This window comes from Micromonospora sp. HM5-17 (genome assembly GCF_003762835.1).
Taxonomy (GTDB): domain Bacteria; phylum Actinomycetota; class Actinomycetes; order Mycobacteriales; family Micromonosporaceae; genus Plantactinospora.
Map to the genome: position 1 here is coordinate 1 of NZ_RJWA01000003.1, position 25651 is coordinate 25651.

The following is a 25651-nucleotide window of genomic DNA, read 5'->3' on the forward strand; positions in this document are numbered from 1 at the left end:
GTCCACGCTCCACGTCCGAAGGGGCGGACCGCGCGAGCGGCCCGCCCCTTCGTCGTCTCGACGGGACCGGCCCCGGACCGACGGCATCGCCGGTCCCGCCGCGGTGCCCGTCCCGACCCGCCGCGGCGTCGTGTGACCCGCCGTGGTGCCCGCGTCGGGTCACGACCGCGCTCAGGCCGGCAGCCGGCGCTGGTTCCGGCGTTTCGCCGCCCGGCTGAACGGCCGCCCGACCTCGGCGACCATCGACGCGTCGGCCGCGGCGAGCGGGCGAGCCGTTCCGAAGTCCTCCGACTCGTGCCGGGGCGCCGGAGCGGGACCCGGAAGGGCCTCGGCCGGAGCGGAGCCCGAGGGGATTTCGTCACCACCGAGGCGGCGCGTCCGGTCGCCCCCGCCGGGTACGCCGCCGTTCGCGGGGGCCGACGGCGATGTCGGCGCGGAGCCGGCGGGAGACTCCGGGCCCGGTGAGCGCTCCTGCGGACCGGGGTCGTCCTCGACCGGTTCGTCATCATTCGCCATGAGTGCCTCCTTCCCGTCGAAACGGTACGAGAAGGCGCGTCGTGGCGCTGCAAAATGGCGTTTTGTGGGACAGATCCGTTATCAGGCATTGATGCCTGATAGGAGTCAAAGCTGCTTCCGATAGAGGAAGAACACCCGCTCGATCGTCGCTCCGACGGAGCGGGCGTAGAACGGCACCGGACCGACCCAGCCGATCTGGGCCCGCCGGTGTCCGGCCTCGTACTGGTCGCGGAGGCAGCGCCGCAGCAGAACCCCGCCGATTCCCAGGCCCTGCGCCGCCGGCGCGGTCCCCATCGGCCCGAACCAGCTCGGCCGGGACGAGCCGTAGGCGGCGAAGCCGAGCACGTCCGGGTCGCCCCCGTCGTCGCGGACACGGAGCGCGACGTGGCAGCCCGCGCCCGGCCGGTCGATCGAGTGCGCCAGTTCGGCGTCCCAGCTTCCGCCGAAGGTCTCCCTGGCGAACGCGGTCAGCGCCGGCACGTCCGCCGGTTCGGCGCGGCGAACGGTGATGCCCTGGGCGGCCAGCCGCTGCTCCGCGGCGGCGGTGGAGCGCAGCGCCGGCGAGGACTCGTCGGTCAGGTCGGCGGTCATGTTCCACGCCGTACCGTCCGGGGTGTAGCCGAGCGCCAACGCCGTACAGATGGCCGGGGTGTACCGGACGTCGATCCCGGGCCAGGCGTAGTGCGGCGCGTTGCCGGCGATGCGTACCTGGGTGGCACCGGCCGCGGCCAGCGCCGCCTCCACCGCACCGAGCAGCGCGCGGCCAAGGCCCCGACCCCGCCGCTCCGGATGGACCGCGACGAGGTCGACGTGCCCGACGGTCGGGTCCCGGTACGCCAGCGAGCCGAGCGCCACGGCGACGACGTCGTCGTCCACCAGGGCGACCACGCCGGCCGTACGGCGCCGCTGCGTCGAGCCGGGCGGCGGGGTGTCGTCGCGGAGCCGCGTGACGATCTCCGCCGCCTCGGCGGCGTCCTCGGGCAGGTCCAGCGCGGCGCGGCACAGTTCCACCACGGCCGGTACCTGGTCGTCGGTGAGCGCCACGATCGAGAAGTCCGCTTCCATGATCGCCGACCCTAGGACATGTGCCGGAGCCGGTACAGGTGCCGGCGCGTGCGGTACAGGTGCCGGTGCGCCGCCTCCCGTCCCGACCCGCCGCCCAGCGGGGATCGCCGGGGCGTCCCGACCCCGCCCGGCGCGGGGACCGTCCCGGCTCGGTTCAGCCCTGCCGTCCGAGCTGCTGGGCGGCCCGGACGGCGGCGTACGCGTCGACGATCCCGGCCCCGGCGCTGAACGACGGCGAACCACACTCGTCGACGGGTTCGTTCGCCCGGACCGTCGGCTCGGTCGCGGTCTCGCGCAGGATCCGGCGGGTGGTCTCCAGGTCGCCGACCAGCGCGGGATTCGCCGACCACATCAGCGCGACGACCCCGGCGACGTGCGGGGCGGCCATGGAGGTGCCGCTCTCGCTGCCGTAGCCGCCGCCGGGCAGCGCCGACACCACCTCGTCGCCGGGAGCGACCAGGTCCGGCTTGGCAGTCCCGTCCGGGGCGGGGCCGCGGCTGGAGAAGAAGGCGACCGTACCGTCCTGCCCCACCGCGCCGACGGTCAGGACGTCGGCGTACGGCGCGGGCGGATCGTCGACGGAGCCGCAGAACGGGCCGGTGTTCCCCGCCGCGACGACCACGAAGGCGCCGGCGGCCGCCAGGGCGGCGGTGGCCGGACGCAGGGTTTCCGCACCGCAGCCCTCGAGCGGTGGACAGCCCCACGAGTTCGTGAGCACCTGCGGGGCCCGCTCCGGCCGTCCGGCGGTGAACGGGTCGGCGCCGGCCGGGTAAGGCGCGAGCATGAACTGGAGACAGTCCAGGTAGCGCGCCGGGTTGCCGAGATTTCGGTCGAGATTGACACAGCCGACCCACTGGGCGCCCGGGGCGACGCCCACCCGCTTGCCGACGGCGGTGGCGAGGGTGTGCGTGCCGTGGCCGCCGTGGTCGACCGGGGAACGGGATCCGTTCCAGGGATCCAGCCAGGAGTCGTCGCCACCCCGGAAACCGGCCGCGAGGGCCGGGTGCGTGCCGTCGACCCCGGAGTCCGAACTGCCCACGACGATTCCCGTGCCGTCGACGCCGAGATCGGCCCAGACCCGGTCCGCGCCGATCATCGTCAGGTTCCAGTCGGGAGCGGCCGGCGCCGCCGCGGTCCCGCGTCGCGGCGTACCGGCAGCCGGCAGCGGCCGAAGTCGCGGGCTGACCAGCACCCGGGCCACATCGTCCCGGCGGGACAGCCAGGCGGCCACGGCGGGACCGCCGTCCACCTCGATCGCGTTGACCAGGTAGTACGGCGTGTAGTTCAGCCGGAGCCGATCCAGCTCCCGCCGGAGGTCGGCCTGAGACTCCTCGGCGGCGGCGACCAGCCGGCGGTAGACCTCCCGGCCCCGGGCCGCCCGCCCGGCGGGGCCCGTCCCGCCGGCCGCCCCCACTCCGGACAGGTCCGCCTGCCGGCGGAGCACCACGAAGAGCCGCTCGCCGTGCCAGCCCGGGCTGCCGACACCGACGTAGACCGCCGCGGTGGTGAGCAGCAGCACGGCGGCGACGAGGACGGCCACCGGTCGGCGCGGGATCCCCGCCGTGGCCCGGCCGAGGCCGGCGCCGTAACCGAGGCCGAGCAGCAGGGCGACGGCGAGCGTGCCGAGCGTGGCGACGGCGGCCCAGAACGGTACGTCCCGGGTCGTGGCCAGCAGCAGCGTGATCTCCTCGGGGTCCACAAAGGCCAGTGGACCCGCGACGGCGACGCCGACGAGCCAGCCGGCCGCCGTGCTCGCCCCGGCGGCCGTGCTCGCCCCGACGCCGGCCGACGGGACCGGCGCGGCCGGGACGTCGGGGGGCGGGGTGGCGGTGGTCGGTGGCACGGGTTCGGTGCCGTGCGGCGGCGGTGTGGGCGGGAGTCCGGCCGGTGGCGGAGCGGGTGCGGTGTCGGGCGTGACCCGGGCGGCGTGGCGACGGGAGAGCGCGTGGAGTGCGGCGAGAGCGAAGCCCGTGGGCGGCAGCCCGAGAAGGACACCGAGCTGCGTGCCGGGCTGGCCGGTCCCGGCCGCGACGAGGGCCAGGGCCACGCCGGCGACGAGCCCGCCGACCAGGACCAGCCGGGGACCGCCATACCGGGGACCCTCGGGTTGCGAGCCGCCGCCTCGGGGACCGCCCGCGCCCTTCGGTGTGAACGTGGACCAGAACCGGAGGTCCAGGAGGGTCGCGGCCAGCCAGCCGACTCCGGCGGCGGCCGCCAGGGCCGCCACGGTCTCCGTCGTGCCGCCCAGCGCACCCACCGCGACCCAGGGCAGCAGCAGCGCCAACCCGCCGGCCACCCCGAACGCGATCGTGACCGCTCCGGTCCGGCCCGGCCGGCGTCCCCACCCGGCGCGCCTCCGGTCGTCGGGGCGCCCTCCGGCGGGTCGCCGGCCAGCGAGCCGGCCTAGCAGCACCGCCACCAGCGCGGCGATGACCGCGAGACCGGCGAGGTACGCCTCGTTCGCCACCGGCGGGATCGCGCGGAGCAGGGACGACGCGCCGAGGAAGAGCGTGCCGCCCCACCAGGCCCGGCCGCTGGCCCGTACGGCCGCCGACCGTGGCAGTACGGCCAGCAGACCGGCGGGCACTCCCACCAGCAGGGCGTTCAGTACGGCGAGCACCGGCCAGAGCCAACCCGGCCGGTCCAGCCCGGCGACGAGCAGCACCTGGTCACCGAGCCAGCCGAGGGCCTGGACGGCGACCGTGACGCCGACCGCCCAGATCCCGAGGAGGACGGCGGCGATCACCGGCCCCGGACCTCCGCCCGGGTGACGGGGATAGCCCGGCCCGGTCGGCGCCGGGTAGCCCGGTCCGGTTGGTGGTGGGTAGCTCGGTCCGGTCGGCGGGCGCGGCTCGGGGGGTGGGGAGGTCGTGCCGTCCTGCATGCCGGCACAGTACGACGACCGGTCGGTCCGGGCCGGTGCGCCCGGTGGAGCGCTCGTCGCCGGTGACGTCTCGGGGTCCCGCGCCGCCACCCTCTCGGCCCGGCAACGTGCCGCCGCTCGGGCGGTGCGGAGCCGGCCGAGGACGACGACGGGTGAACACTCGACGGTGCGACGCGACGGTCGGTGACCGTCACACCGGTGACGCGCCTGCGCCGTCGGGACCGGACCGGGATGATCGCGGAATGGGGGGCTTCACCACGGCGCGGCGAGGGCTACCGTGGACAGGTGCGTGACCCCAGCGTTTCTCGGAACACGGCCAGCCAACTGTCCCCAGCCCGACGTGCCGCCGACCTCCGTCGGCTGCGCGCCGAGCGGTTCGACGTCCTCGTCATCGGTGGCGGGGTGACCGGCGCGGGCGCGGCGCTCGACGCGGCGTCCCGGGGGCTGAAGGTGGCCCTGGTGGAGGCGCGCGACTACGCCGCCGGCACCTCCAGCCGGTCCAGCAAGCTGATCCACGGCGGCCTGCGCTACCTGGAGCAGCTGGAGTTCGGCCTGGTGCACGAGGCGTTGACCGAGCGTGGCCTGCTCGCCACCCGACTCGCCCCGCACCTGGTACGCCCGGTCCCGATCCTGGTGCCGCTGCCGGCGGGACGAGGTCCGGCGGCGCTGCCCGGGCGGATCTGGCGGCGGTGCTACTACGGCACCGGAGTCGCGGCGTACGACGCCTTCGCCGGCATCTTCGGCGGCGGGCGCGGCATGCCGCTGCACCGGCACCTCACCCGGGAGAGCACCCGCCGGATCTTCCCGAGCCTGCGGGCCGACGCCGTCGCCGGGTCGATCCGCTACTACGACGGCCAGGTCGACGACGCCCGGCTGGTGGTGACCCTGGTCCGCACCGCGGCCAGCCTCGGCGTGGCGGTCGCGACCAGCGCCCGCGTCGTGGGGCTGATCCGGCAGGCTCGGGAGGTCACCGGGGTCCGGATCCGGGACATGGAGGCACCGGCGGGCTCGCCCGATGCCGAGTTCGAGGTGAGCGCCCGCACCGTCATCGCCGCCACCGGCGTGTGGAGCGACGACATGTCCGAACTCCTCGGCGACGTCGGGGTCCGCCGCGGGCTGCGGGTTCGTGCCTCGAAGGGGGTGCACCTGGTGGTGCCCCGCTCGGCGATCACCGGTGAGGCGGGTCTGATCCTGCGTACCCCCACGTCGGTGCTCTTCGTCCTGCCCTGGGGCGGGCACTGGATCATCGGCACCACCGACACCGACTGGCGGCTCGACCGCGCCCACCCCGCCGCCTCGGCCCGGGACATCGAGTACCTGCTCGACCAGGTCAACAGGGTCCTCGACCGGCCGCTGACCACCGACGACATCGAGGGTGTCTACGCCGGGCTGCGCCCGCTGCTCTCCGGCGAGGCGGAGTCGACCTCCAAGCTCTCCCGGGAGCACGCGGTCGCCGAGCCGATGCTCGGCCTGTTGCTGGTCGCGGGCGGGAAGTACACGACGTACCGGGTGATGGCCGCCGACGTCGTCGACCGGGCGGCCCACCGGCTCGGCAACGTACGCCCGTCCCGCACCGCCGAGCTGCCGCTGCTCGGCGCCGACGGGTACGCCGCGCTGTGGCGGGACCGGGCCGACCTGGCCCGCCGACACGGCGTACCGGCGGGGGTGGTCGAACACCTGTTGGAGCGGTACGGCAACCTCACCACCGACCTGCTCGCCATGATCGACGCCGAGCCGCTGCTCGGTTCGCCACTCGCCGGCGCGCCGGAGTACCTCGCCGCCGAGGTGGTCTACGCCGCCCAGGCCGAGGGGGCGCTGCACCTCGACGACGTGCTGACCCGGCGGACCCGGATCTCCATCGAGACGCCGCACCGGGGCGTCGAGTCGGCGGAACAGGCGGCGGAGCTGATGGGCCGGGTGCTCGGCTGGGACGCCTCGGTGCGGGCCCGCGAGGTCGAGCACTACCTGGCCCGGGTGGCGGCCGAGCGGCAGTCGCAGCGGATGCCCGACGACGCCACCGCCGACGCGGCCCGGCTCGGCGCGCCGGACGTCCGCGGCTTCGCCGCCGATCGTGGCGCGGGCGCCGACCTGGGTGGCGGGGTCGGACTTCCCGGCTGACCCCGGGCGGGTGCGTTCGGCGCCCGGACGCACCCGCCCGGGGAACTAGATGACCTTGCCGGGGTTGAAGAGGCCGGTCGGGTCGAGAGCGTCCTTGATCGCCCGGTGTACCCGTAGCCCGACCGGCCCGATCTCCCGGGCCAGCCAGTCGCGCTTCAACAGCCCGACGCCGTGCTCGCCGGTGCAGGTTCCGCCGAGCGAGAGGCCGAGTTCCATGATCGCGTCGAAGGCGCGCCGACCCCGTTCCAGGCTGGCGGGGTCGGCCCGGTCGACCACGATGTTGGGGTGCATGTTGCCGTCTCCGGCGTGCCCGACCACGCCGATCGGTATGTCGCACTCGTCGGCGATCCGGGCCACCCCGTCGAGCAGCGCCGTGAGCGCGTCGCGGGGGACCGCGATGTCGTCGATGATCAGGCCGCCGTTCCCCTCCGGGTACGTCTGCGCGGCGAACCGCTCCATCGCGGGATAGGCCAGCCGACGCGCCTGGAGGAGGGCGGATGCCTCTTCCGCGTCGGTCGCGGCGTAGACCTCGTCCGCGCCGCTGACCGTACAGACCTCCTCCAGCCGGGCCAGGTCCGCGGCGGCCCGGGGGCCGGTGTCGGCGGCGGCCAGCAGCAGCGCCTCGGCGTCGGTCCGCAGCCCCATCGGGCGGTACGCCTCGATCGCGGCCAGGTGGGTCCGGTCCAGGAGCTCCAGCAGGCTGGGGGTGAGTCCCTGGGCGGAGATCTCCGCCACCGCCCGGCCGGCGGCGGCGGTCGACGGGAAGACCGCGACCAGGGTCAACGACTCCTCGGCCGCCGGGCGGAGGGCGACCGTCACCTCGGTGATCACCCCGAGGGTCCCCTCCGAGCCGACGAAGAGCCGGGTCAGGTCGTACCCCGCGACTCCCTTGGCGGTCCGCCGCCCCGTCCGCAGCACCTCGCCGCTGGCCAGGACGACCTCCAGGCCGAGGACGTACTCGGTGGTGACGCCGTACTTGACGCAGCACATCCCACCCGCGTTGGTGGAGACGTTGCCGCCGATCGTGGAGGACTCCCAGGAACCGGGATCGGGTGGGTAGCGCAGCCCGTGCTTGGCGACGGCCGCGGCCAGCGTGGCGTTGACCACGCCCGGCTGGACCACCGCGATCCGGTTGACCGGGTCGATCTCCAGAATCTCGGCCATCCCGGTCATCGAGAGCACGAGAGCGCCGTCCACCGCGTTCGCGGCCCCGGCCAGGCCGGTCCGGGCCCCCTGCGGCACCACCGGCACGCCGTGCGCCGCGGCGGCGCGGACCGCGGCGACCACCTCGGCGGTACTTCGGGGCCGGACCACCGCCACCGGCGTCCCGGCCGGGCAGAGGTCGGCCTCGTCGCGTTGGTAGCCCCGGAGGAGATCGGGATCGGTCAGTACCGCGGATTCGCCCAGCGCGGCCCGCAGATCGTGGAGAAGATCCGGCATGGTTGGCAGGCTAGCCGCCGAACGCGAATCCGGACACCGTCGGCCGAGGCCGCACCGCCCGGCGGTCTCGACCACCGGATCGGACACCCGTGGCGTCTGCGGCCAGCGACAGCGCCGGTTACCGACTGCCGGCGCCGCGGTCACCGACAGGTGCCGCCCGGTCCGGCCCCCCGGGTGTCGTCGGGTCTACCGCCCGGGGCAGCCCGCGCCCGGTCGGGCCTTTGCGGCGCACGGGTTCGGGAGCGTTCAACCGGTTCGGGAGCGGGTAGTCCCGGGCATGCGCCCCGTCCGGGACACCGTGGCCAAGGTACCGGTGGACATCGACGTAGACCGTGAGCGGATCACGGGGCTGACGAGGGAGTTCCGGCAGCGGTCCCGGGCCACCGTGAAGGACCGCTGGCACGCCGTCCGCTACAACCTGCTGCTCGCCCTCCAGGCGGCGGTGGCGGCCGGAGCGGCCTGGGTCGGCTCGCACGAGCTGTTCGGGAACGAGTCGCCGGTCTTCGCACCGATCTCCGCGATCGGTACCATCGCCTCCTCCGTCGGCCAGCGGTTCCGTCGGACCATCGAGCTGATCTTTGGCGTGGCGGTCGGCATCGGCATCGGCGACTTCCTGGTCTTCCTCGCCGGCAGCGGCCCGTGGCAGCTCGGTCTGATCGTCTTCCTCTCGATCGTGGTCACCATCTTCCTCGGCGGGGGCCCGGCCGTGGTGACCCAGGCGGCGGCGACCGCGGTGCTGATCGTGGCCCTGGCACCGCAGCAGGCGAACCTCGAGTTCTCGCGGGTCATCGACGCGCTGATCGGCGGCTTCGCCGGGCTGCTGGTGATCGCCCTGGTCCTTCCGCTGAACCCGCTACGCGTGGTGGACCGGGCCGCCCGGCCGGCGCTCGACCGGCTCACCGAGGAGCTGACCGAGACGGCGGAGGCGCTCAGGACCCGCGACGCCGCCCGGGCGCAGGCGGCGCTGGACCGGCTGCGCGAGGTGGAGGAGCACATGCAGAGCTTCGAGGACGCGCTGGAGGGCGGCCGGGAGACCGCCATCCTGTCGCCGGTCCGCTGGCACCGCCGAGGAGCGCTCAGCCAGTACGTCGAGAGCTCCGAGTACATCGAGCACGCCGTCCACAACAGCGGGACCCTGATCCGGCGTGCGGTGACCGTGCTGGAGGACGACGAACCGGTGCCGGAGACGATGCCCAACGCCGTGGCGATGCTGGCCGACGCGGTGCGGCTGCTCCGTAAGGACCTGGGGATCGGTGTCGAACCGGAGGCCGCCCGAGAGCAGGCGCTGCACGCGATCGACCAGGCCGGCCGGGCGTACGACGCGGGGGTGGGTTTCTCGGGCAGCGTGGTGATCGCGCAGGTGCGGACCACCGGCAGCGACGTGCTCCGGGCCACCGGTATCGAGCGGACCGAGGCGAACCGGCTGGTGCGGCTGGCCGCCGGCGGCCGTGCCGGGGACGCCACCCAGGCCGCCGCCCAGGCCGCCCGGGAGCAGAGGACGGACCCCCGGGGGCCGAAACGCTGACCCGCCGCCGGGCCGTCGCGGACGGGATTCCCGGGCCCGAACCGTCGACCCGACCGGCGCCACCACGGTCACCCGGACCAGGGCGTCAAGCGGGCGCCGGTGAGCGTGGCCAGGGCGGTCAGCAGACGGTCGACGTGCTGGGCGGTACTCCCCAGGCCGATGCTGGCCCGGATCGCGGTCGGCGGCAGGTCGTCTCGGCCGGCCCGGGCCGCCGCCTCGGTGAGTAGGCGGCGGGCCAGGGGATGGGCACAGAAGAGACCGTCGCGTACCCCGATCCGCCACTCCTCGGCGAGCGCGGCGGCGACCTCCGCCGAATCCCGGCCGGCGACCACGAACGAGACGATCCCGACCCGGGGCCCGTCGGCGGCGAAGGTACGCAGCTCGACCACATCCGGGAGGGCGGCGAGCCCGTCCCGGAGCCGGGCAAGGAGCGCCTGCTCGTGGGCGTACCAGGCGGCCCGGTCGGAGCGCGTCAGCGCCGAGCAGACCGCTGCCAGGGCGACCGCGCCGAGCAGGTTCGGCGTCCCGGCCTCGTGTCGGGCCGGCCCGGTCGCCCACCGGACGTCGTGGGTGGCGGCCCCGACCGCCAGGGTGGCCCCGCCGCCGGCCAGGTACGGCGGGGCCGCGTCCAGCCAGTCCGCCCGCCCGGCCAGCACGCCGGCCCCGAACGGGGCGTACAGCTTGTGTCCGGAGATCGCCACGTAGTCCACGTCCAGGGCGTCGAGGTTGACCTCGGCGTGCGGGGCGAGCTGTGCGGCGTCGAGCGCGAGCCGCGCGGCGTGCCGGTGCGCCACCGCGGTCAGCTCCGCGACGGGCCAGATCTCCCCGGTGACGTTGCTGGCCCCGGTGACCGCGACCAGGACCGGCGCTCCGCCGTCGGGGCCACGGCGCAGCTCCCGCAGGGCGGCGTCGAGGGCCCGGACCGCCCCTCCCGGGGAGGTCGGCACCGGTAGCCGAACCGTGCCGGCCGGCCACGGCAGCAGGTTGGCGTGGTGCTCGCCGGCGAAGGTCACCACCCGGGTGCCCGGGGGCAGGGCCCGGGCCAGCAGGTTCAGCGCGTCGGTGGTGTTGCGGGTGAAGACGACGTGGTCGTCCGGGCGTACGCCGAGGAAGTCGCCGACCTCCGCCCGGGCCCGCTCGTAGGCGAGGGTGCTCCGCCGGGACAGCGCCCCGGCGCCGCGGTGCACGCTGCCGTACCAGGGCAGGAGCTCGGCCACCGCGTCGGCCGCGACCCGCGCGCACGGCGCGGTGGCGGCGTAGTCGAGGTTGATCTCCCCCGGTACGCCGAGCACGTCGAGCGGCCTGCCGGCCACCGACGCGTCGGTGCCGTGCGGGGACGTGTCACCGCGGGAGACGCGGACGACGGGGGCGAGGGTGGTGTGCATCGACGTACCTCCGGCAGTCCAGGGACCCCGGAGCGGGATGGATCGGGGCCCGCGCTTGCCCGACGCGTGTCGCGACCGGACCTGGTCATCACCCGGGGCACCCCACCGCGAACCTCGACGAGGGTTGCCGGCCAGCAAGCCGGGGCTTGTCGCTGGCGCTCGTGACCTGTCGGTGAGCATAGCGGGACCGAATCCGGTCCGACCAGGTGCCCGCCGATGTGACTACGCTGACCCACATGCCCGACACTCCGCCGCCCGGTGCGCCGGCGCCCCATCCGTCGCCATCGGTCCCGCCGGCGCCCCCCGGCGGCCTGCCGGTGGTCAGGGTCCCGCCGCCCCGGTCCGGGCTGGGCTGGCGGCGCATCCTCGTCCTCGTCGGGGTGATCCTGCTCATCGCCGGGTGCGCGGTGCTGATGCTGGTCACCCTCGGCGAACGGCTCGGCCTCACGGCGCTGGTCGTCGGGGTGGTCGCGGCGATTCTGCCGGTCCCGGTGCTGGTCGCCTGCTTCCTCTGGCTCGACCGGTACGAGCCGGAGCCGATCAAGTACCTCGTCTTCTGCTTCAGCTGGGGCGCGGCGGTGTCGACGTACGCCTCGCTGAACGTCAACACCCTGGCGTCGAGGGTGTTCGAGTCGGCCGGCCTCTCGGACTCGCTGGTCGCGGTCCTGGTCGCGCCCTTCATCGAGGAGCTGACGAAGGCGCTGGGGCCGATCCTGCTGCTGCTCTTCCGGCGCCGTGAGTGGTCCGGCATCACCGACGGGATCGTCTACTGTGGCATGTCCGCCATCGGCTTCGCCATGGTCGAGAACATCCTGTACCTCGGCGGGCTCGGGTACGCGGAGGGCGCCAGCGAGTACGGTCCCGCGACCGGCACGATGAACGTCATCGCCATCTTCATCACCCGGGTGCTGATCAGCGGTTTCGCCCACCCGCTCTTCACCTCGATGACCGGGGTGGGGCTCGGGATCGCGGCGCGGTCGGCCGACCGGGTGGTCCGGATCGCCGCCCCCCTGGCGGGCCTGCTGCTGGCGATGATCCTGCACGGCACCTGGAACCTCGCCCCGACCCTGGTCCAGCAGACCGGGCAGCCGCTGATCCTGCTCTACAGCTACATCAGCCTCATGGTGCCGATCTTCCTCGGCATGGTCGGGCTGGCGATCTGGCTACGGGGCTGGGAGGGCCGGCTCACCGAGCGGCGTCTGCCCGACTACGTCCGCGCGGGCTGGCTGACCCCGCCCGAGGTCGCCGCGCTGAGCAGTCTCGGGCGCCGGCACGCCGCCCGGCAGTGGGCGCGCCGGATCGCCGGTGTCGAGGGCCTGCGGGCGATGCGGAGCTTCCAACACACCGCGACCCGGCTCGCGCTGCTCCGCGACGGGCTGGTCCGGGGTCTGGACGCCAAGCCCGCCCAGCTGGCCCGCTCCGTGGCCGAGGAGCGGCAGTTGCTCGACGCGATGATGGCCGCCCGGCAGGTCTTCGTGGGGCGGGACCCGCAGGTGCCGGTCGGGGTCTGGGACGGCACGCGGTACCACCTGACCTTCCCGGACGGGACGCGTCGGGCGGTGGCGGCGCCGAGCGAGCCGGTGGTGCCGATCCCGGTGGTCCTGACGCCCCCGGCGCCGGTGTCCGGCTGGGTCGGCGGATACGCCCCCGCCGGACCGTACGGGACCGGGGGTCCGCCGCCGCGCCGGTGGTAGCGGCCGCGCGGCGGTCTTCGGCGCGGTCGTCGCACCGGGGCCGGCGGCGGGTTCGGAGCGCCCCGCGCCGGCGGCGGGGCAGGGGCCGAGCGGCCGTCCGGGCACGCCGGCGGTGGGGTTGGTGGGTCAGAGGTAGAGCCCGGTCGAGTCGTTCTCAACCCGGCGGGCGGCCACCGCGTGTACGTCGCGTTCGCGCAGCAGGACGTACTCCCGGCCGTGCAGCTCGACCTCGGCGCGGTCGTCCGGGTCGAAGAGCACCCGGTCACCGGAGACGATGGATCGTACGTTCGGACCGACGCCCACCGCCGTCGCCCACGCTAGGCGCCGCCCCATCGAGGCGGTGGCCGGGATGACGATGCCAGCGGTCGAGCGCCGCTCGCCCTCTTTGCCGTCCGCCCGCACCAGCACCCGGTCGTGCAGCAGGCGGATGGGCAGCCCGTTCTCGTTGTTTTCCTCGGCGGTCACGTCGGAAAACGGTACCCTGCCCCGCCGCTTCCCGGGCCGGTGGCCGGGGCCGGGGCCCCGTCGCGCGCCGGGCCGGGCTGTGTCGGCCCGGCTACGGTAGGAGGACCGATGTGCTCAGCCGGGAGGTGAGCTTGCGCCGCTTCGAGCAGCTCCGTGCGAGGATCCGTCGCGCCTACGCGTCCGGCCGGGCGAGTGGCCCGCCCCGCCACGGCCCACCGAGAGCCGGCGAGCCGGGCGGCCCGGTGGAGGCTTCGCCGCCGCCGGTCGAGGAGAGTGCCCCGATCGTCCACCCGTCGACGTCGAGCCGGGACGACGCCGACGTCCCACACGTGCTGCGGATAGCCGCCGCCTGGTCGTGGCGACTGATCGTCGTCGGTCTCGTCGCCTGGGCCCTGCTGAAAGTGATCGAGACGCTGAAGATCGTCATCATCCCGCTGGTCATCGCCCTGCTCCTCTCGGCCCTGTTGGCCCCGGCGGTCGGTTGGCTGCTCCGGGCACGGTTCCCCCGGTCGCTGGCGACCGCCGTGGTGCTGGTCGGCGGCCTCGCGGCGGTGGTCGGCACCCTCACCCTCGTGGTGAACGAGTTCATCCGGGGAGTACCAGACCTGAGCCGCAACGCCACCGACGGCATCCGGCAGATCCAGGACTGGCTCCAGACCGGGCCGCTGCACGTGTCGGACCGGCAGCTCGACTCCTACATCGCGCAGGGCGAGCGGTGGATCAACGAGAACACCAAGGCGCTGACCAGCGGTGCGGTCTCCACCGCGGCCACCGTCGCCGAACTGCTCACCGGCACGTTGCTGGTGCTCTTCGCCACGTTCTTCTTCCTCCGTGACGGCGGCAAGATCTGGCGTTTCCTCGTCCGGCTGCTGCCGGTGGCCGCCCGCTGGCGGGTCGACGACGCGGGCAGAGCCGCCTGGGCGACGCTGGTCGCGTACGTCCGGGCGACCGTGCTGGTGGCGTTCATCGACGCGGTCGGAATCGGCGTCTTCCTGGTGATCTTCGATATACCGTTCGCGTTTCCGCTGGCCGCGCTGGTCTTCCTCGGCGCCTTCATCCCGATCGTCGGCGCCACGCTCTCCGGGACGGTGGCGGTGCTGGTCGCGCTGGTCGACAGCGGCTGGGTCACCGCACTGATCATCCTTGGCGTGGTGATCGGGGTGCAGCAGGTCGAGGGCCACATCCTGCAGCCGTTGATCATGGGTCGGGCGGTGGCGATCCACCCCCTCGCGGTGATCGTCGCCATCGCCGCCGGCGTCGTCCTCGCCGGGATCGTCGGTGCCCTGGTCGCGGTGCCACTGGTCGCCGTCCTCAACACCGCGGTACGCCGGCTGGCGCACCGCCGCCCGCCCGAGGTCCCGCCGGACGCCGTGGTGGTGGCGCCGCCCAGCCCCTGACCCGCCGCCCCCACACCGCCCGCTCCGCCGGCCGGCCTCTCCGGACACCGCCACCGCCCACGGGCCGCCCGCTCCGCCCGGGCGGTGCCGTCCGGCCGCGGGTGCGGGCCGGCCACGAGCCGTTCCCAGGGAGGTTGCCCGGCACCTTCCACCGCGGCACCCCGGCTCAGCTGCGCGCGAGCCGTTCCAGCGCCCCCCGGACCACCTCGGGTCGCGTCGTGTACCAGAACGGCGGCAGGGAACGCCGGAGGAACGGGCCGTAGCTCCGTGCGGTCTCCAGCCGGGAGTCGAGCACCGCCACCACGCCCCGGTCGTGCACCGAGCGGATCAACCGGCCCACGCCCTGAGCCAGCCGGACCGCCGCGATCGGCACGCTCACCGAGGCGAAGCCGGAGCCGCCGGCCGCGTCTACCGCCGCCGCCCGCGCGGCGGCCAGCGGCTCGTCGGGGCGGGGGAACGGCAGCCGATCGATCACCACCAGTTGGCAGGCGTCGCCCGGCACGTCCACCCCCTGCCAGAGCGACATCACGCCGAAGAGGCAGCTCGCCCGATCCTCCCGGAACTTCCGGACCAGCAGCGGCAGCGCCTCCTCGCCCTGGAGCAGGATCGGGAGGTTCGTCCGGGCCCGCAACAGCTCCGCGGCCTGGAGCGCGGCCCGCCGGGAGGAGAACAACCCGAGGGTACGCCCGCCGAGCGCCGTCACCAGCGCGAGCAGCTCCTCGCCCGCGGCGGCGGGCAGGCCCGAGGCGCTGGGTCGGGGCAGATGCGCGGCGACGTAGAGGATCCCCTGGCGGGAGTAGTCGAACGGCGACCCGACGTCGAGGGAACGCCAGGCCGGCCCGGACTCCGCCGGCCCCGGTAAGTCCGGTTCGGCCGCGCCGGAACCCTCGGACCCGCGCGTCCCGGCGCGTCCCGGGCCGCGGCTCTGCTCCGCCACCGCGGCCGACATCGGCGACGGAGCCGGCTGGGCGGCCGGCACCTCCAGGCCGAGCGCCCGGGCCACCGTGTCGAACCGGCCGCCAAGGGCGAGGGTGGCGGAGGTGGCGACGACGATCCGCTCGTCGTACAGGTGCTCGGCGAGCGTGCCCGCGACGGAGAGTGGAGCGACGACCAACGCCCGCCGGCCGGCGGCGCCGCCCTCCGGCTTCTCCACCCAGGCGACGTCGTGGTCGGCCTCCTCCAACAGCCGCTGGGCGGTCTTGGACAGCTCGTCGAGCACCGCCTTGGCCTGCTGTTTGCGGACCGGGTCGGGATCGTCGGCCTTCACCTCGCCGATCCTGTCGAGTGCGGCCCGGGTGGCGGCGTCGAGCAGGGTGCAGGCCTCACGTAGCGAGGCCGGAAGCCCGGCGGTGATCCGCCCGGCCGGGGTCTCGGTCAGCCCGACCGCCAACGCGTCGCCGGCGGCGACCAGCGCCTCGGCCAGCTCCGGGGCGATCAGCCGCCGGGCACGCCGGGCCGCCCGGTCGATCAGCTCCGGAACCAGTTCGGCCTGTGCCGCCGCGGAGACCCGGTCGGCCAGCTCGTGTGCCTCGTCGACGATCAGTAGCTTGTGCGGCGGCACGATGTGCCGGCCGGCGAGCATGTCGACGGCGAGCAGGCTGTGGTTGGTCACCACCACGTCCACCTCGCGGGCCCGGGCCCGGGACGCCTCGGCGAAGCACTCGGCCCCGTACGGGCAGCGGGCCCCGCCGACGCACTCCCGGGCCGGCATCGAGACCAGCCGCCAGACCTGGTCGTCGACCCCGGGGTCGAGTTCGTCCCGGTCGCCGGTCTCGGTCTCCATTGCCCAGTCCCGGAGGCGTTGGATCTGCCGGCCCAACCGGCCGGCCTCGCCGAGCCATCTGGTACCGCCACTGCCCGTCGTCGGGACGTCGAAGAGCGCATCCTCTGGCTCGTCCTCTGTGGAGTTCTCCAACCGGGCCAGACACACGTAGTGGTGGCGGCCCTTGAGCACGGCGAACGTCGGCCGGCGCCCGAGCACCGGGGCGACCGCGTCGGCGAGCCGCGGCAGGTCGTGGTCGACCAGCTGGGACTGGAGCGCGAGCGTCGCGGTGGAGACCACCACCGGACCGTCGACGGTCAACGCCGGGGCGAGGTAGGCCAGGGACTTGCCGGTGCCGGTGCCGGCCTGCACCAGCAGGTGCTCACCGGAGGCGATGCACCGCTCGATCTCGGCGGCCATCCGCTGTTGCCCGGGCCGGGCCACCCCGCCCGGTACGGCGCCGACCGCCGCGGCGAGCAGGTCGAGGGCGCCGGGTCGGTCATCCTGCCGGCGCACGCCGGCCCCTCCGGTCGGGCTGGCGGGGCTGGCGTCGGTCGCGGAGGTGGCGTCGGTCGCGGGCGCGGTCACGGTGCGACCGTACCCGCCCGTCCCGACACCCGGGTGCCCGTGCGCCTCGGCGGGTCCGGTTGTTCGCCCGGCCGGGTGGTCCGCCGGGTCGCCGGCCGTTGTCCGACCGGACGCCTGTTGGATGCTTCGTACACGGCGGGTAGTGGGAGACATCCGCTAGGGTGCGGACATGTCGAGCGACGTGGTCCGGGTCGTCTACCGGAAGTACGACGGCACCCCGCACCGGGACTATCCCGCCCGGAGGCTGGCAGAGGACGACCTCGGTGTCTGGCTCGGCGTGACCGCCGGGACCCACTCCATCTACCACGGCCGGCCGTCGGTGGAACAGATCCCGTTCGTGTTGTTCGTACCGCACGACGCGTGGTGGACGACGATGTTCAACCCGCCGCCGCGGACCAGCGAGGTCTACTGTGACATCGCCAGCCCGGCCCGCTGGGACGGTGCGACGGTTTACCTGATCGATCTCGACCTGGACGTGGTACGCCGCCGCGGCACCGAGCTGGTCGAGCTCCGGGACGAGGACGAGTTCGCCGAGCACCGGGTCCGGTTCGGCTACCCGGACGAGTGGGTGACGGAGGCCCGGGCGGCGGCGGAGTGGCTGTTCGGGGCGCTCGGCGACGGCACCGAGCCGTTCGCGTCGGCATACCGGAAGTGGCTGGCCCTGGTGGTGTGAGCCGACGGTCCCGGCCGCCGGCTCGCCATCCGCCCGGGGTCAGGGAGCCAGCCGGGGCACCCGGGTCAGCTTCTCCGGGTTGGTCTGGTAGTAGAGCCGCGCGATCCGGCCGCCGGAGGTCGTGCACCAGATGACGCCGCGCAGCGGCTGGCCCAGACGTTCCCCCTCGACCTGGAGCCCGGGGAGGTCGTTGACCAGGACGGGCTGGACGCGCAGGTTCTGGACCTCCCAACTGGCCCGGCGCAGCACCCCCAGGGCGAAGCGGGCGATCTTGAGCGCGCCGATGATCGGTCGACGGTTGGCCGGAGCGAGACCACCGCTGTCGCTGACCAGGACCACGTCGGGCGCGAGCACCGCGAGCAGCCGGTCCAGGTCGCCCGACTCGGCGGCGGCGAGGAAGGCGGCGAGGAGGCGGCGGTGCTCGGCGGGGTCCGCGGGCTGTCGGGCGGTCTCGTCGGAGATCGCCCGGCGGGCGCGGGAGGCGAGTTGCCGGGCGGCGGCCGGGGAGGTGCCGAGCACGGCGGCGACCTCCGGGAACGGTACGGCGAAGACGTCGTGCAGGACGAACGCCACCCGTTGCTCGGGGGAGAGCTGCTCCAGGATCGTGAGCAGCGCGATCCCGACCTGTTCGGTCCGTACGGCCCGTTCGGCCGGGTCGCCGTCGGCGGCCGCCGGGGCGGCCTGGTTCACGATCGGCTCCGGGAGCCACGAGCCCGGGTATGCCTCTCGCCGTACCCGGGCGGAGCGGAGCACGTCCAGACAGAGCCGGGCGGCGGTGGTGGTGAGCCAGGCCCGCAGGTCGCGCACCTCGGCGCGGGCCCGCGGGTCGGACAGCGCGGCGGCGTAGCGGAGCCAGGTCTCCTGCACGACGTCCTCCGCCTCGGTCCAGCTGCCCAGCATCCGGTAGGCGACCGCAGTCAGGCGGTCACGTTCCGTCTCGAACTCGGTCGCCAGGTCGTGCATGCGTCCGCCTCCCCGTCTGCTGCCACACGTCTCCCTACGACGATGCCGGAGCGGACCGGCGAGGTGCGTCATGGGTGCGTGTGTTCTTCGTGACCGGGGCGGCCGGTGGGCGGCCGCGCCCCCGCCCGCCGAGGATCCTCCCGGCGCCCGGACCGGGCGTGGCGGCGCGACGCGGATCCTCCGGCCACCTGTGGTTTCTGCCTGATTGTTCGGTTCCCGCGTCGTCCGTCCCCAGCGAAGATGAACGGTAGGTGAACGGCGAGTGAATCCACCCTGACCAGGGGTAGGCCGGCGAAAATCGCGATCCGAGGTTTCCTAGCATCTCCCGGGGGCAGCCTCTTGCGGCCCGCCACCCGTCCGCCGACGCACCGAGGTCCGAGCCGTGAAATTTTCGCTCCGCCCCTCCGAGGGCGCCTTCTACGAGCTGTTCACCCGAGCCGCCCACAACCTGGTGCGCGGTACCGAGCTCCTCAACGAGCTGGCCCTGCCGGGCGTCGACGTCCAGTCGGTCAGCGAGCGGCTCACCGAGGTGGAGCACGACAGCGACCAGATCACCCACGAGCTGTACAAGAAGATCAACTCGACCTTCGTCACCCCGTTCGACCGGGAGGACATCTACCGGCTCGGCTCGCTGCTCGACGACGTCATGGACCACCTGGAGGCGGTCGGCAGCCTGCTCTACCTCTACGGGCTGACCAAGCTCCCGTCCCTGCCCCGGGAGATGCACGAGCTGGTGAACGTCCTCGACCAGCAGGCCAAGCTCACCGCGGACGCCATGCCCCGGCTGAAGGCGATGAAGGATCTCGAGGACTACTGGATCGAGTGCAACCGGCTGGAGAACGACGGCGACCAGGCGTACCGGATGCTGCTGGTCCGGCTCTTCTCCGGCGAGTACGACGCGCTCACGGTGCTGAAGATGAAGGAGGTCGCCGACGAGCTGGAGGCGGCCTGTGACGCCTTCGAGCACGTCGCCAACACGGTCGAGACCATCGCGGTCAAGGAAAGCTGACCTCCGTGAACCCTGAACTCATCGCCGTCCTGGCGGTGATCGCCGTCGCGCTGGTCTTCGACTACACCAACGGCTTTCACGACGCCGCGAACGCGATCGCCACCAGCGTCTCCACCCGGGCCCTCACCCCGCGGGTCGCGCTCGGGATGGCCGCCGTCGGCAACTTCGTCGGCGCGCACTTCGGCGCCGACGTCGCCAAGACGGTCGGCAGCGGCCTAGTAGAGCTACCGACCGGCGTCGCCAGCCTCGGCATCGTCTTCGCCGGCGTGATCGGCGCGATCACCTGGAACCTGATCACCTGGTACTTCGGCCTGCCCTCGTCCTCGTCACACGCGCTGATCGGCGGCCTGGTCGGCGCGACCCTCGCGTCCTCGCACACCGTGCTCTGGAAGGGCATCGGCGAGGACGTCGTCCTGCCGATGGTCCTGTCGCCGATGGTCGGCTTCGTCCTCGGGTACCTCGTGATGATCGCCGTGCAGTGGATCTTCCGGAAGGGCCAGCCGGCGAGGTTGAACCGGGGCTTCCGCTGGGCCCAGACCGCCTCGGCGGCGGCGATGTCGATCGGGCACGGCATGCAGGACGCGGCCAAGACCATCGGCATCGTGGTGCTCGCCCTGTACGTCGGGGGCTACCAGCGCAGCCCCGAGCACATCCCGGAGTGGGCCTTCTGGACCTCCGCGACCGTGCTGGCCCTCGGGACGTACGCCGGCGGCTGGCGGATCATCCGCACCCTCGGCCGCAAGATCATCGACCTCCGCCCGCCGGAGGGCTTCGCCGCCGAGACGGTGGCCAGCGGGGTGCTCTACTTCAACGCCCTGGCGCTGGGGGCCCCGATCTCCACCACCCACACCATCACCTCGGCGATCATGGGCGTCGGGGCCACCAAGCGGCTCTCGGCCGTCCGGTGGGGCGTGGCCGGCAACATCGTCGGCGCGTGGATCCTGACCTTCCCGGCAGCCGGCTCGATCGGCGCCATCATGTACCTGCTGGTCAGCCCGCTCTTCTGAACACCGGACCGGTCGCCCGGTCGTCGAGGTGGCGCCCGGCCGGCCCTGACCACGCCCGCCGGCCGGGCGCCCCGGGTGGGCCCGGCCGGCGGTGTCCGATCAGGGGTAGGTGACCCCGATCTGCTCCCGTACCGCGTCCAGCAGCCCCATGACCTCCAGGGTGACCGCGTGCGGCACGAGCGGGCTCTCCCGCAGCCCCTCGCGTAGGCAGCGCTGCACCTCGGCGGCCTCGTACACGTAGCCCGAGCCGACCAGCTCGACCGGGAGCTGCTCCGGCTCGGCACCCGCCCGGTGCAGGATCACCCGGCTCGGCCGGAAGAACGGCGACCCCAGCTCGATCCGCCCGCTCCGGCCGGTGATCGTCGCCGCGACCGGCGTCGCCCCGACCATGCCGCAGCTCAGGGTGGCCACCGCCCCGGAGGCGTACCCGAAGACGATCCCGGTGTTCTCGTCCACACCCTCCGGGCCGAGCGCCGCCCAGGACCGGATCTCGTCGGGAACGCCGAGCAGCAGGTGCGCCAGGCTGATCGGGTAGATCCCCAGGTCCAGCAGCGCGCCGCCGCCCAGCGCCCGGGCCCGCATCCGGTGCTCCGGCGGAAACGGGCCGGCGACGCCGAAGTCCGCCTGCACGCTGGTCACCTCACCGATCGCGCCGTCGGCGACCAGCTCGGCCACCCGGCGTACCGCCGGGTTGCAGCGCATCCACATCGCCTCCATCAGGAAGCGGTCGTGAGTCCGGGCGGCCTCGACCAGCCGCTGCGCGCCCGCCCGGTCGAGGGTGATCGGCTTCTCCACCAGCACCGCCCGTCCGGCGGTGAGGCAGGTCAGCGCGGCGTCGTGGTGCGCGGCGTGCGGGGTGGCGACGTAGATCACGTCCACGTCGGCGTCGGCGGCCAGGTCCGACCACGAACCGTACGCCCGCGGAATGCCGTGCCGGTCGGCGAAGGCGCGGGCGGTCTCTGGCGAGCGGGAGCCGACCGCCACGACCTCGGCGTCGGGCAGCAGGCGAAGGTCTTCGACGAAGGTCTTGGCGATGTGGCCGGTGGCGAGGATGCCCCAACGTGTCATGGCTGGGACGGTAGCCGAGGCGGTCAGCGGCCCCGGTCCCGCGTTCCCGGCCGGTGCGACCACGTTCGCGGGAACGCGCGCCGGGAGCACTACCCTCGCACCATGTCGAAGCAGCGTGCCGGGGAGTCGATGCTCCGGGCCGAGGACGCCCTCGTCGAGCGGGCTCGCCGGTTCTACGCCGAGGGTCGCCACCCCGCACCGGTCCGGCGGGCCGCGACCGTACCGCTGGTGCGTCCCGGGCCGGCGGGAGCCGGCGGCTCCGAGGTCTACCTGATCCGCCGCGCCGCCCGGATGACCTTCGGCGGCCGGTACGCCTTCCCGGGCGGCGGCGTCGACCCCGGCGACGCGGAACCGGAGCTGGACTGGGCCGGCCCCGGGCCGGCGTGGTGGGGCGACCGACTCGGCCTGCCGCCGGAGGAGGCGCAGGCCGTGGTCTGCGCGGCGGTCCGCGAGGTCTTCGAGGAGGCCGGCGTCCTGCTGGCCGGCCCCGACCCGGAGACGGTCCTCGGCGACGTCAGCGGGCCGGAGTGGGAGGCGGCCCGGCAGGCGTTGGTCGAGCGGCGGGCCGGTCTCGCCGACCTGCTCCGGGACCGCCGGCTCACCCTCCGGTCGGACCTGCTGGTGCCGTGGAGCCGTTGGATCACCCCGGAGTTCGAGGAGCGGCGCTTCGACACGTACTTCCTTGTGGCCCTGCTGCCCGAGGGGCAGCTCACCCGGGATGTCTCCGGAGAGGCCGACCACACACTGTGGCTGCCGCCGGCCGAGGCGGTGGCCCGGGCGGAGGCGGGGGAGTTGAGCATGCTCCCCCCGACCCGGGTCACCCTGGCCGAACTCGCCGCCTGCGGCGACCCGGCCGCGCTGCCGGCCGCCGCCGCGCGACGGGACCCAGCCCGGCCGATCATGCCGAAACTGGAGCTGACCCCCGGCGGCGTACCCCGGTTCTCACTGGACTGACGGGTGTCCCCTCGGGTCTGGCCCACCGGTCGGACCCGACGTCCGCGCGCGGGTACCGATTCAGCCGAAGCGGCCGGTGATGTAGTCCTCGGTCTTCTTCTCGCTCGGGTTGCTGAAGATCTTCTGGGTGTCGTCGTACTCGATGAGCCGGCCGGGGTCACCGGTGCGCTCGATGGAGAAGAACGCCGTCTTGTCGGAGACCCGGGCCGCCTGCTGCATGTTGTGGGTCACGATGATGATCGTGTAGCGATCCTTCAGCTTGAACATCAGGTCCTCGATCGCCAACGTGGAGATCGGGTCCAGCGCCGAGCAGGGCTCGTCCATCAGCACGACCTGCGGCTCGACCGCGATGGTACGGGCGATGCAGAGCCGCTGCTGCTGACCGCCGCTCAGCCCCGCTCCCGGCTTGTCGAGCCGGTCCTTGACCTCGTCCCACAGGTTCGCCGAGCGCAGCGCCCGTTCGGCGGCCTCCTCCAGGATCGACTTCTTGCGTACGCCGTTGAGCCGGAGCCCCGCGACCACGTTCTCGAAGATCGACATGGTGGGGAACGGGTTGGGTCGCTGGAAGACCATGCCGATCATCCGGCGCACCGCGGTCACGTCCACGTCCCGGTCGTAGATGTCCTGGCCGTCGATGGTCAGCCGGCCGTCGACCCGGGCGCCCGGCAGCACCTCGTGCATCCGGTTGATGGAGCGGAGGAAGGTCGACTTGCCGCAGCCGGAGGGGCCGATCAACGCGGTGACGGTCTTCGGCTCGACGGTGAGGGTGATGTTCTCGATCGCCTTGAACCCGCCGTAGTACGCGGTGACGTTCGTGGCTTCTATGCGCATGGCCATGGTGGTCTTCCTCCTCCGGTCAACGGCCGAACCGGTTGCGGCGGGCCAGGAGTTTCGCCGCGATCGTCAGGATCAGCACGAGGGCGACGAGGGTGAGCGCCGCCGCCCAGGCCCGGGCCGGGGCGTACCGTGACGCGTCCCCGGCCTGCTGGTAGACGAAGAGCGCCAGCGACGACTGGTTGTTCTCGAACGGGTTGAAGTTGATCGCCGCGCCACCGCCGGCCACCAGCAGCACCGGGGCGGTCTCCCCGGCCGCGCGGGCGATGGCGAGCATCACGCCGGTGACGATGCCGGGGGCGGCGGTGGGCAGGACGATCCGCAGGATCGTCTTCCACTTCGGGACGCCGAGGGCGTACGACCCCTCGCGCAGCGGCGCGGGGACCAGCCGGAGCATCTCCTCGGTGGAGCGGACGATGGTCGGCAGCATCAGCACGCTCAGCGCCAGTGAGGCGGCGAAGCCGGAGTAGCCGGGCCGGCCGTCGTTGAGGTACGGCGAGACGATCAGGATCCAGAAGGCCAGCACGAAGAGGCCGGCCACGATGGACGGGATGCCGGTCATCACATCGACGAAGAACCGGATGAGCTGCGCGAAGCGCCCCCGGCCGTACTCGACGACGTAGATGGCGCAGGCGAGGCCGAGCGGCACCGTGATCAGCGTGGCGATCCCGACCTGCTCCAGGGTCCCGACGATGGCGTGGTACGCGCCGCCGTTCGGGTCCCGGGCCCCGATGTTGTTCATCGAGGTCAGGAAGAAGGTGCGGTCGAGTCGTTCCATGCCGTTGCTGAGCAGCGTCCAGACCACCGAGATCAGCGGCAGCAGGGCCAGCACGAAGGCCGAGTGGATCAGCGCGCTCCAGGTGCGGTTGCGCGCCTGCCGGCGCCCCTCGACGGCGCTGCTCGCCGCGAAGAGCCCGACCAGGTAGAGGAGCATGGCGAGCGCGACCACCAGGGCGAAGCCGCCAATCCCGGTGGCGTAGACGAGGAGGGCGGCGACGGCCACCGCCGCCACCGCGATGCCGAGCAGGGCCACCACCGGCAGGCGGCGGGCCCGCAGCCGCAGGTTCTGCTCCGGGGCGACCGGAGGTGCGGTCATCGTGGTCATGCGGCCGTCTCCGTGAACTCCCGGCGCCGGTAGATGATCGCCCGCGCGGTCATGTTGACGATCAGGGTGATCGAGAAGAGCACCAGGCCGGAGGCGATCAGCGCACCCCGCCCGATGTCGTTCGCCTCGCCGAAGGCGTTGGCGATGTTCGCGGCGACGGTGTTGCCGCCGTTCTCGATGAGGTTGAACGAGATCTTCGAGACGATGCCGAGGGTCATCGCCAGCGCGATGGTCTCGCCGAGCGCCCGGCCCAGCCCGAGCATCGTGGCGCCGATGATGCCGGGCCGCCCGTACGGCAGTACGGCCATCCGGATCATCTCCCACTTGGTGGCTCCGAGGGCGAGCGCGGCCTCCTCGTTGGCGGTCGGGGTCTGGAGGAAGACCTCGCGGGAGAGCGAGGTGATGATCGGCAGCACCATGATCGCCAGCACCAGCGAACCGAGCAGGACGGACCGGCCGAACGGGCCGTCGCCGCCGAAGATCGGGAGCCAGCCGAAATACGTGTTCAGCCAGGCCGAGACGTCCCGCACCGGCCCGTAGAAGTAGTCCCGACCCCAGAGGCCGAAGACCACGCTCGGTACGGCGGCGAGCAGGTCGACCAGGAAGCCGAGGGCGGTGCCGACCCGGCGGGGGGCGTAGTGCGAGAGGTAGAGCGCGATGCCGAGCGCGACCGGGACGGCCATCAACAGCGCCAGGAGGGAGGTGAGGACGGTGCCGAAGGCGAGCGCGCCGATGCCGAACTTCGGCTCCGTCTCGTTCGGCGACCAGCCCTCGTAGGTGAAGAAGTTCGCGGTGTTGGCGTCCAGTGCCGGCACCGCCTTGGCGACCAGGAAGATCGCGATCGCCACGATGATGCCGAGCACGGTCATGCCGGCGGCCATGGTGAAGCCGTGGAAGATCCGCTCCGCGCCGAAAGCCCGGCGCCGGGGCAGCGCTCCGCCGCCGCCCAGCCCGGTGCCGCCCGGGCCGAGGTCGCTGTCCTGGCTGCCGACTCCGTCCGGAGTGCGGTCCAGGGGTGTCACTGGTACGTCGACCGACAGCGCGGCACCGGCGGACCGGGAGTGACCGAGGGTCACCCGGGGTCCGCCGGTGCCGGCGTTGGCCGAGCGGTCTGGGGTGTCGCCCATCTGCTCGCTCGCTCCGTTGACGAAGTGGTGCGGATGATCGTTCGACTACCGCTGGTGGGTCGGTTGCTCGGA

At 73.8% G+C, this 25651-nt stretch carries 19 protein-coding genes, 2 pseudogenes and 1 riboswitch; of the genes and pseudogenes, 8 read left to right on the forward strand and 13 right to left on the reverse strand.

What is annotated here, in order from left to right; genetic code table 11:
- Positions 1 to 171: 171 nt before the first annotated feature.
- The 3 genes from EF879_RS09415 to EF879_RS09425 all read right to left on the reverse strand — a co-directional run bounded on the left by EF879_RS09415 (position 172) and on the right by EF879_RS09425 (position 4465).
- Entirely contained in the window at positions 172 to 516 is a 345-nt protein-coding gene (locus EF879_RS09415) for a hypothetical protein (protein WP_123557000.1), read from the reverse strand.
- A 105-nt stretch (positions 517 to 621) separates the two neighbouring features.
- A complete protein-coding gene (locus tag EF879_RS09420) occupies positions 622 to 1581 on the reverse strand; it encodes a GNAT family N-acetyltransferase (protein ID WP_123557001.1) in 960 nt (319 codons plus the stop codon).
- 154 nt (positions 1582 to 1735) lie between these two features.
- On the reverse strand, positions 1736 to 4465 hold the full coding sequence (locus tag EF879_RS09425) for a S8 family serine peptidase (protein WP_123557003.1): 2730 nt from the start codon (positions 4463 to 4465) through the stop codon (positions 1736 to 1738).
- Positions 4466 to 4750: 285 nt separating this feature from the next.
- Here EF879_RS09425 and EF879_RS09435 point away from each other — a divergent pair, with 285 nt between their 5' ends.
- Complete coding sequence (locus EF879_RS09435) at positions 4751 to 6583, forward strand: glycerol-3-phosphate dehydrogenase/oxidase (RefSeq protein WP_233604352.1); 1833 nt, start codon at positions 4751 to 4753, stop codon at positions 6581 to 6583.
- Positions 6584 to 6628: 45 nt separating this feature from the next.
- Here the strand turns inward: EF879_RS09435 and EF879_RS09440 are convergent, their stop codons facing one another.
- Positions 6629 to 8023: an FAD-binding oxidoreductase gene (locus EF879_RS09440; protein ID WP_123557007.1), complete on the reverse strand. Its 1395-nt coding sequence runs from the start codon at positions 8021 to 8023 to the stop codon at positions 6629 to 6631.
- Between the two features lie 319 nt (positions 8024 to 8342).
- On the opposite strand from EF879_RS09440, the gene EF879_RS09445 reads away from it, so the two are divergent.
- The gene (locus tag EF879_RS09445) at positions 8343 to 9548 is read left to right on the forward strand and encodes an aromatic acid exporter family protein (RefSeq protein WP_370375486.1); all 1206 of its coding nucleotides are present in this window, start codon (positions 8343 to 8345) and stop codon (positions 9546 to 9548) included.
- A gap of 68 nt (positions 9549 to 9616) precedes the next feature.
- Here the strand turns inward: EF879_RS09445 and EF879_RS09450 are convergent, their stop codons facing one another.
- Positions 9617 to 10933, reverse strand: a complete 1317-nt coding sequence (locus EF879_RS09450) for an aminotransferase class V-fold PLP-dependent enzyme (protein ID WP_123557011.1) — start codon at positions 10931 to 10933, stop codon at positions 9617 to 9619.
- A gap of 46 nt (positions 10934 to 10979) precedes the next feature.
- Positions 10980 to 11100, reverse strand: a riboswitch (SAM riboswitch).
- 69 nt (positions 11101 to 11169) lie between these two features.
- Here EF879_RS09450 and EF879_RS09455 point away from each other — a divergent pair.
- The gene (locus tag EF879_RS09455) at positions 11170 to 12627 is read left to right on the forward strand and encodes a PrsW family intramembrane metalloprotease (protein ID WP_123557013.1); all 1458 of its coding nucleotides are present in this window, start codon (positions 11170 to 11172) and stop codon (positions 12625 to 12627) included.
- A gap of 126 nt (positions 12628 to 12753) precedes the next feature.
- On the opposite strand, the gene EF879_RS09460 is transcribed toward EF879_RS09455, so the two are convergent.
- Entirely contained in the window at positions 12754 to 13092 is a 339-nt protein-coding gene (locus EF879_RS09460) for a co-chaperone GroES (RefSeq protein ID WP_123557015.1), read from the reverse strand.
- A 242-nt stretch (positions 13093 to 13334) separates the two neighbouring features.
- On the opposite strand from EF879_RS09460, the gene EF879_RS09465 reads away from it, so the two are divergent.
- Positions 13335 to 14489, forward strand: coding sequence for an AI-2E family transporter (locus EF879_RS09465; protein ID WP_370375469.1), 1155 nt, complete (start codon positions 13335 to 13337; stop codon positions 14487 to 14489).
- Positions 14490 to 14655: 166 nt separating this feature from the next.
- Here EF879_RS09465 and EF879_RS28765 read toward each other — a convergent pair.
- Together EF879_RS28765 and EF879_RS28770 are read right to left on the reverse strand one after the other, a co-directional pair.
- Positions 14656 to 15348: pseudogene (locus EF879_RS28765) on the reverse strand (ATP-dependent DNA helicase); the annotation flags it as partial.
- Positions 15349 to 15459: 111 nt separating this feature from the next.
- Positions 15460 to 16731 (reverse strand): annotated as a pseudogene (locus EF879_RS28770) (ATP-dependent DNA helicase); the annotation flags it as partial.
- Positions 16732 to 17008: 277 nt separating this feature from the next.
- Between EF879_RS28770 and EF879_RS09475 the strand changes: the two are divergent.
- A complete protein-coding gene (locus EF879_RS09475; RefSeq protein WP_123557017.1) occupies positions 17009 to 17512 on the forward strand; it encodes a DUF402 domain-containing protein in 504 nt (167 codons plus the stop codon).
- A 39-nt stretch (positions 17513 to 17551) separates the two neighbouring features.
- On the opposite strand, the gene sigJ is transcribed toward EF879_RS09475, so the two are convergent.
- Positions 17552 to 18475 (reverse strand): RNA polymerase sigma factor SigJ, encoded by a 924-nt coding sequence (gene sigJ, locus EF879_RS09480; protein WP_123557019.1) that lies wholly within the window; start codon positions 18473 to 18475, stop codon positions 17552 to 17554.
- A 382-nt stretch (positions 18476 to 18857) separates the two neighbouring features.
- On the opposite strand from sigJ, the gene EF879_RS09485 reads away from it, so the two are divergent.
- Positions 18858 to 19484, forward strand: a complete 627-nt coding sequence (locus EF879_RS09485) for a DUF47 domain-containing protein (protein ID WP_123557021.1) — start codon at positions 18858 to 18860, stop codon at positions 19482 to 19484.
- Between the two features lie 5 nt (positions 19485 to 19489).
- Positions 19490 to 20491 carry an inorganic phosphate transporter gene (locus EF879_RS09490; protein WP_123557022.1) on the forward strand — a complete coding sequence of 334 codons (1002 nt, stop codon included), beginning with the start codon at positions 19490 to 19492 and terminating at the stop codon, positions 20489 to 20491.
- 99 nt (positions 20492 to 20590) lie between these two features.
- On the opposite strand, the gene EF879_RS09495 is transcribed toward EF879_RS09490, so the two are convergent.
- Positions 20591 to 21559, reverse strand: coding sequence for a Gfo/Idh/MocA family protein (locus EF879_RS09495; protein ID WP_123557024.1), 969 nt, complete (start codon positions 21557 to 21559; stop codon positions 20591 to 20593).
- 102 nt (positions 21560 to 21661) lie between these two features.
- Between EF879_RS09495 and EF879_RS09500 the strand changes: the two genes are divergently transcribed.
- Positions 21662 to 22513: an NUDIX hydrolase gene (locus EF879_RS09500; RefSeq protein ID WP_233604354.1), complete on the forward strand. Its 852-nt coding sequence runs from the start codon at positions 21662 to 21664 to the stop codon at positions 22511 to 22513.
- A 60-nt stretch (positions 22514 to 22573) separates the two neighbouring features.
- Here EF879_RS09500 and pstB read toward each other — a convergent pair whose 3' ends face one another.
- Genes pstB through pstC form a run of 3 tightly spaced genes read right to left on the reverse strand, consistent with a single transcriptional unit; the run spans position 22574 to position 25579 of the window.
- Positions 22574 to 23350 carry a phosphate ABC transporter ATP-binding protein PstB gene (gene pstB, locus EF879_RS09505; RefSeq protein ID WP_123557028.1) on the reverse strand — a complete coding sequence of 259 codons (777 nt, stop codon included), beginning with the start codon at positions 23348 to 23350 and terminating at the stop codon, positions 22574 to 22576.
- 19 nt (positions 23351 to 23369) lie between these two features.
- Positions 23370 to 24452 (reverse strand): phosphate ABC transporter permease PstA, encoded by a 1083-nt coding sequence (pstA, locus tag EF879_RS09510; protein WP_123557030.1) that lies wholly within the window; start codon positions 24450 to 24452, stop codon positions 23370 to 23372.
- Positions 24449 to 25579 carry a phosphate ABC transporter permease subunit PstC gene (gene pstC / locus EF879_RS09515; RefSeq protein WP_123557032.1) on the reverse strand — a complete coding sequence of 377 codons (1131 nt, stop codon included), beginning with the start codon at positions 25577 to 25579 and terminating at the stop codon, positions 24449 to 24451. Before pstC ends, pstA begins: the two co-directional genes overlap by 4 nt.
- Between the last annotated feature and the right edge of the window lie 72 nt (positions 25580 to 25651).

Coding starts and splice junctions, on each gene's coding strand:
- EF879_RS09415 (WP_123557000.1), bottom strand. CDS start 516: ATGGCGAATGATGACGAACCGGTCGAGGACGACCCCGGTCCGCAGGAG.
- EF879_RS09420 (WP_123557001.1), bottom strand. CDS start 1,581: ATGGAAGCGGACTTCTCGATCGTGGCGCTCACCGACGACCAGGTACCG.
- EF879_RS09425 (WP_123557003.1), bottom strand. CDS start 4,465: ATGCAGGACGGCACGACCTCCCCACCCCCCGAGCCGCGCCCGCCGACC.
- EF879_RS09440 (WP_123557007.1), bottom strand. CDS start 8,023: ATGCCGGATCTTCTCCACGATCTGCGGGCCGCGCTGGGCGAATCCGCG.
- EF879_RS09450 (WP_123557011.1), bottom strand. CDS start 10,933: ATGCACACCACCCTCGCCCCCGTCGTCCGCGTCTCCCGCGGTGACACG.
- EF879_RS09455 (WP_123557013.1), top strand. CDS start 11,170: ATGCCCGACACTCCGCCGCCCGGTGCGCCGGCGCCCCATCCGTCGCCA.
- EF879_RS09475 (WP_123557017.1), top strand. CDS start 17,009: ATGTCGAGCGACGTGGTCCGGGTCGTCTACCGGAAGTACGACGGCACC.
- sigJ (WP_123557019.1), bottom strand. CDS start 18,475: ATGCACGACCTGGCGACCGAGTTCGAGACGGAACGTGACCGCCTGACT.
- EF879_RS09495 (WP_123557024.1), bottom strand. CDS start 21,559: ATGACACGTTGGGGCATCCTCGCCACCGGCCACATCGCCAAGACCTTC.
- EF879_RS09500 (WP_233604354.1), top strand. CDS start 21,662: ATGTCGAAGCAGCGTGCCGGGGAGTCGATGCTCCGGGCCGAGGACGCC.
- pstB (WP_123557028.1), bottom strand. CDS start 23,350: ATGGCCATGCGCATAGAAGCCACGAACGTCACCGCGTACTACGGCGGG.
- pstA (WP_123557030.1), bottom strand. CDS start 24,452: ATGACCACGATGACCGCACCTCCGGTCGCCCCGGAGCAGAACCTGCGG.
- pstC (WP_123557032.1), bottom strand. CDS start 25,579: ATGGGCGACACCCCAGACCGCTCGGCCAACGCCGGCACCGGCGGACCC.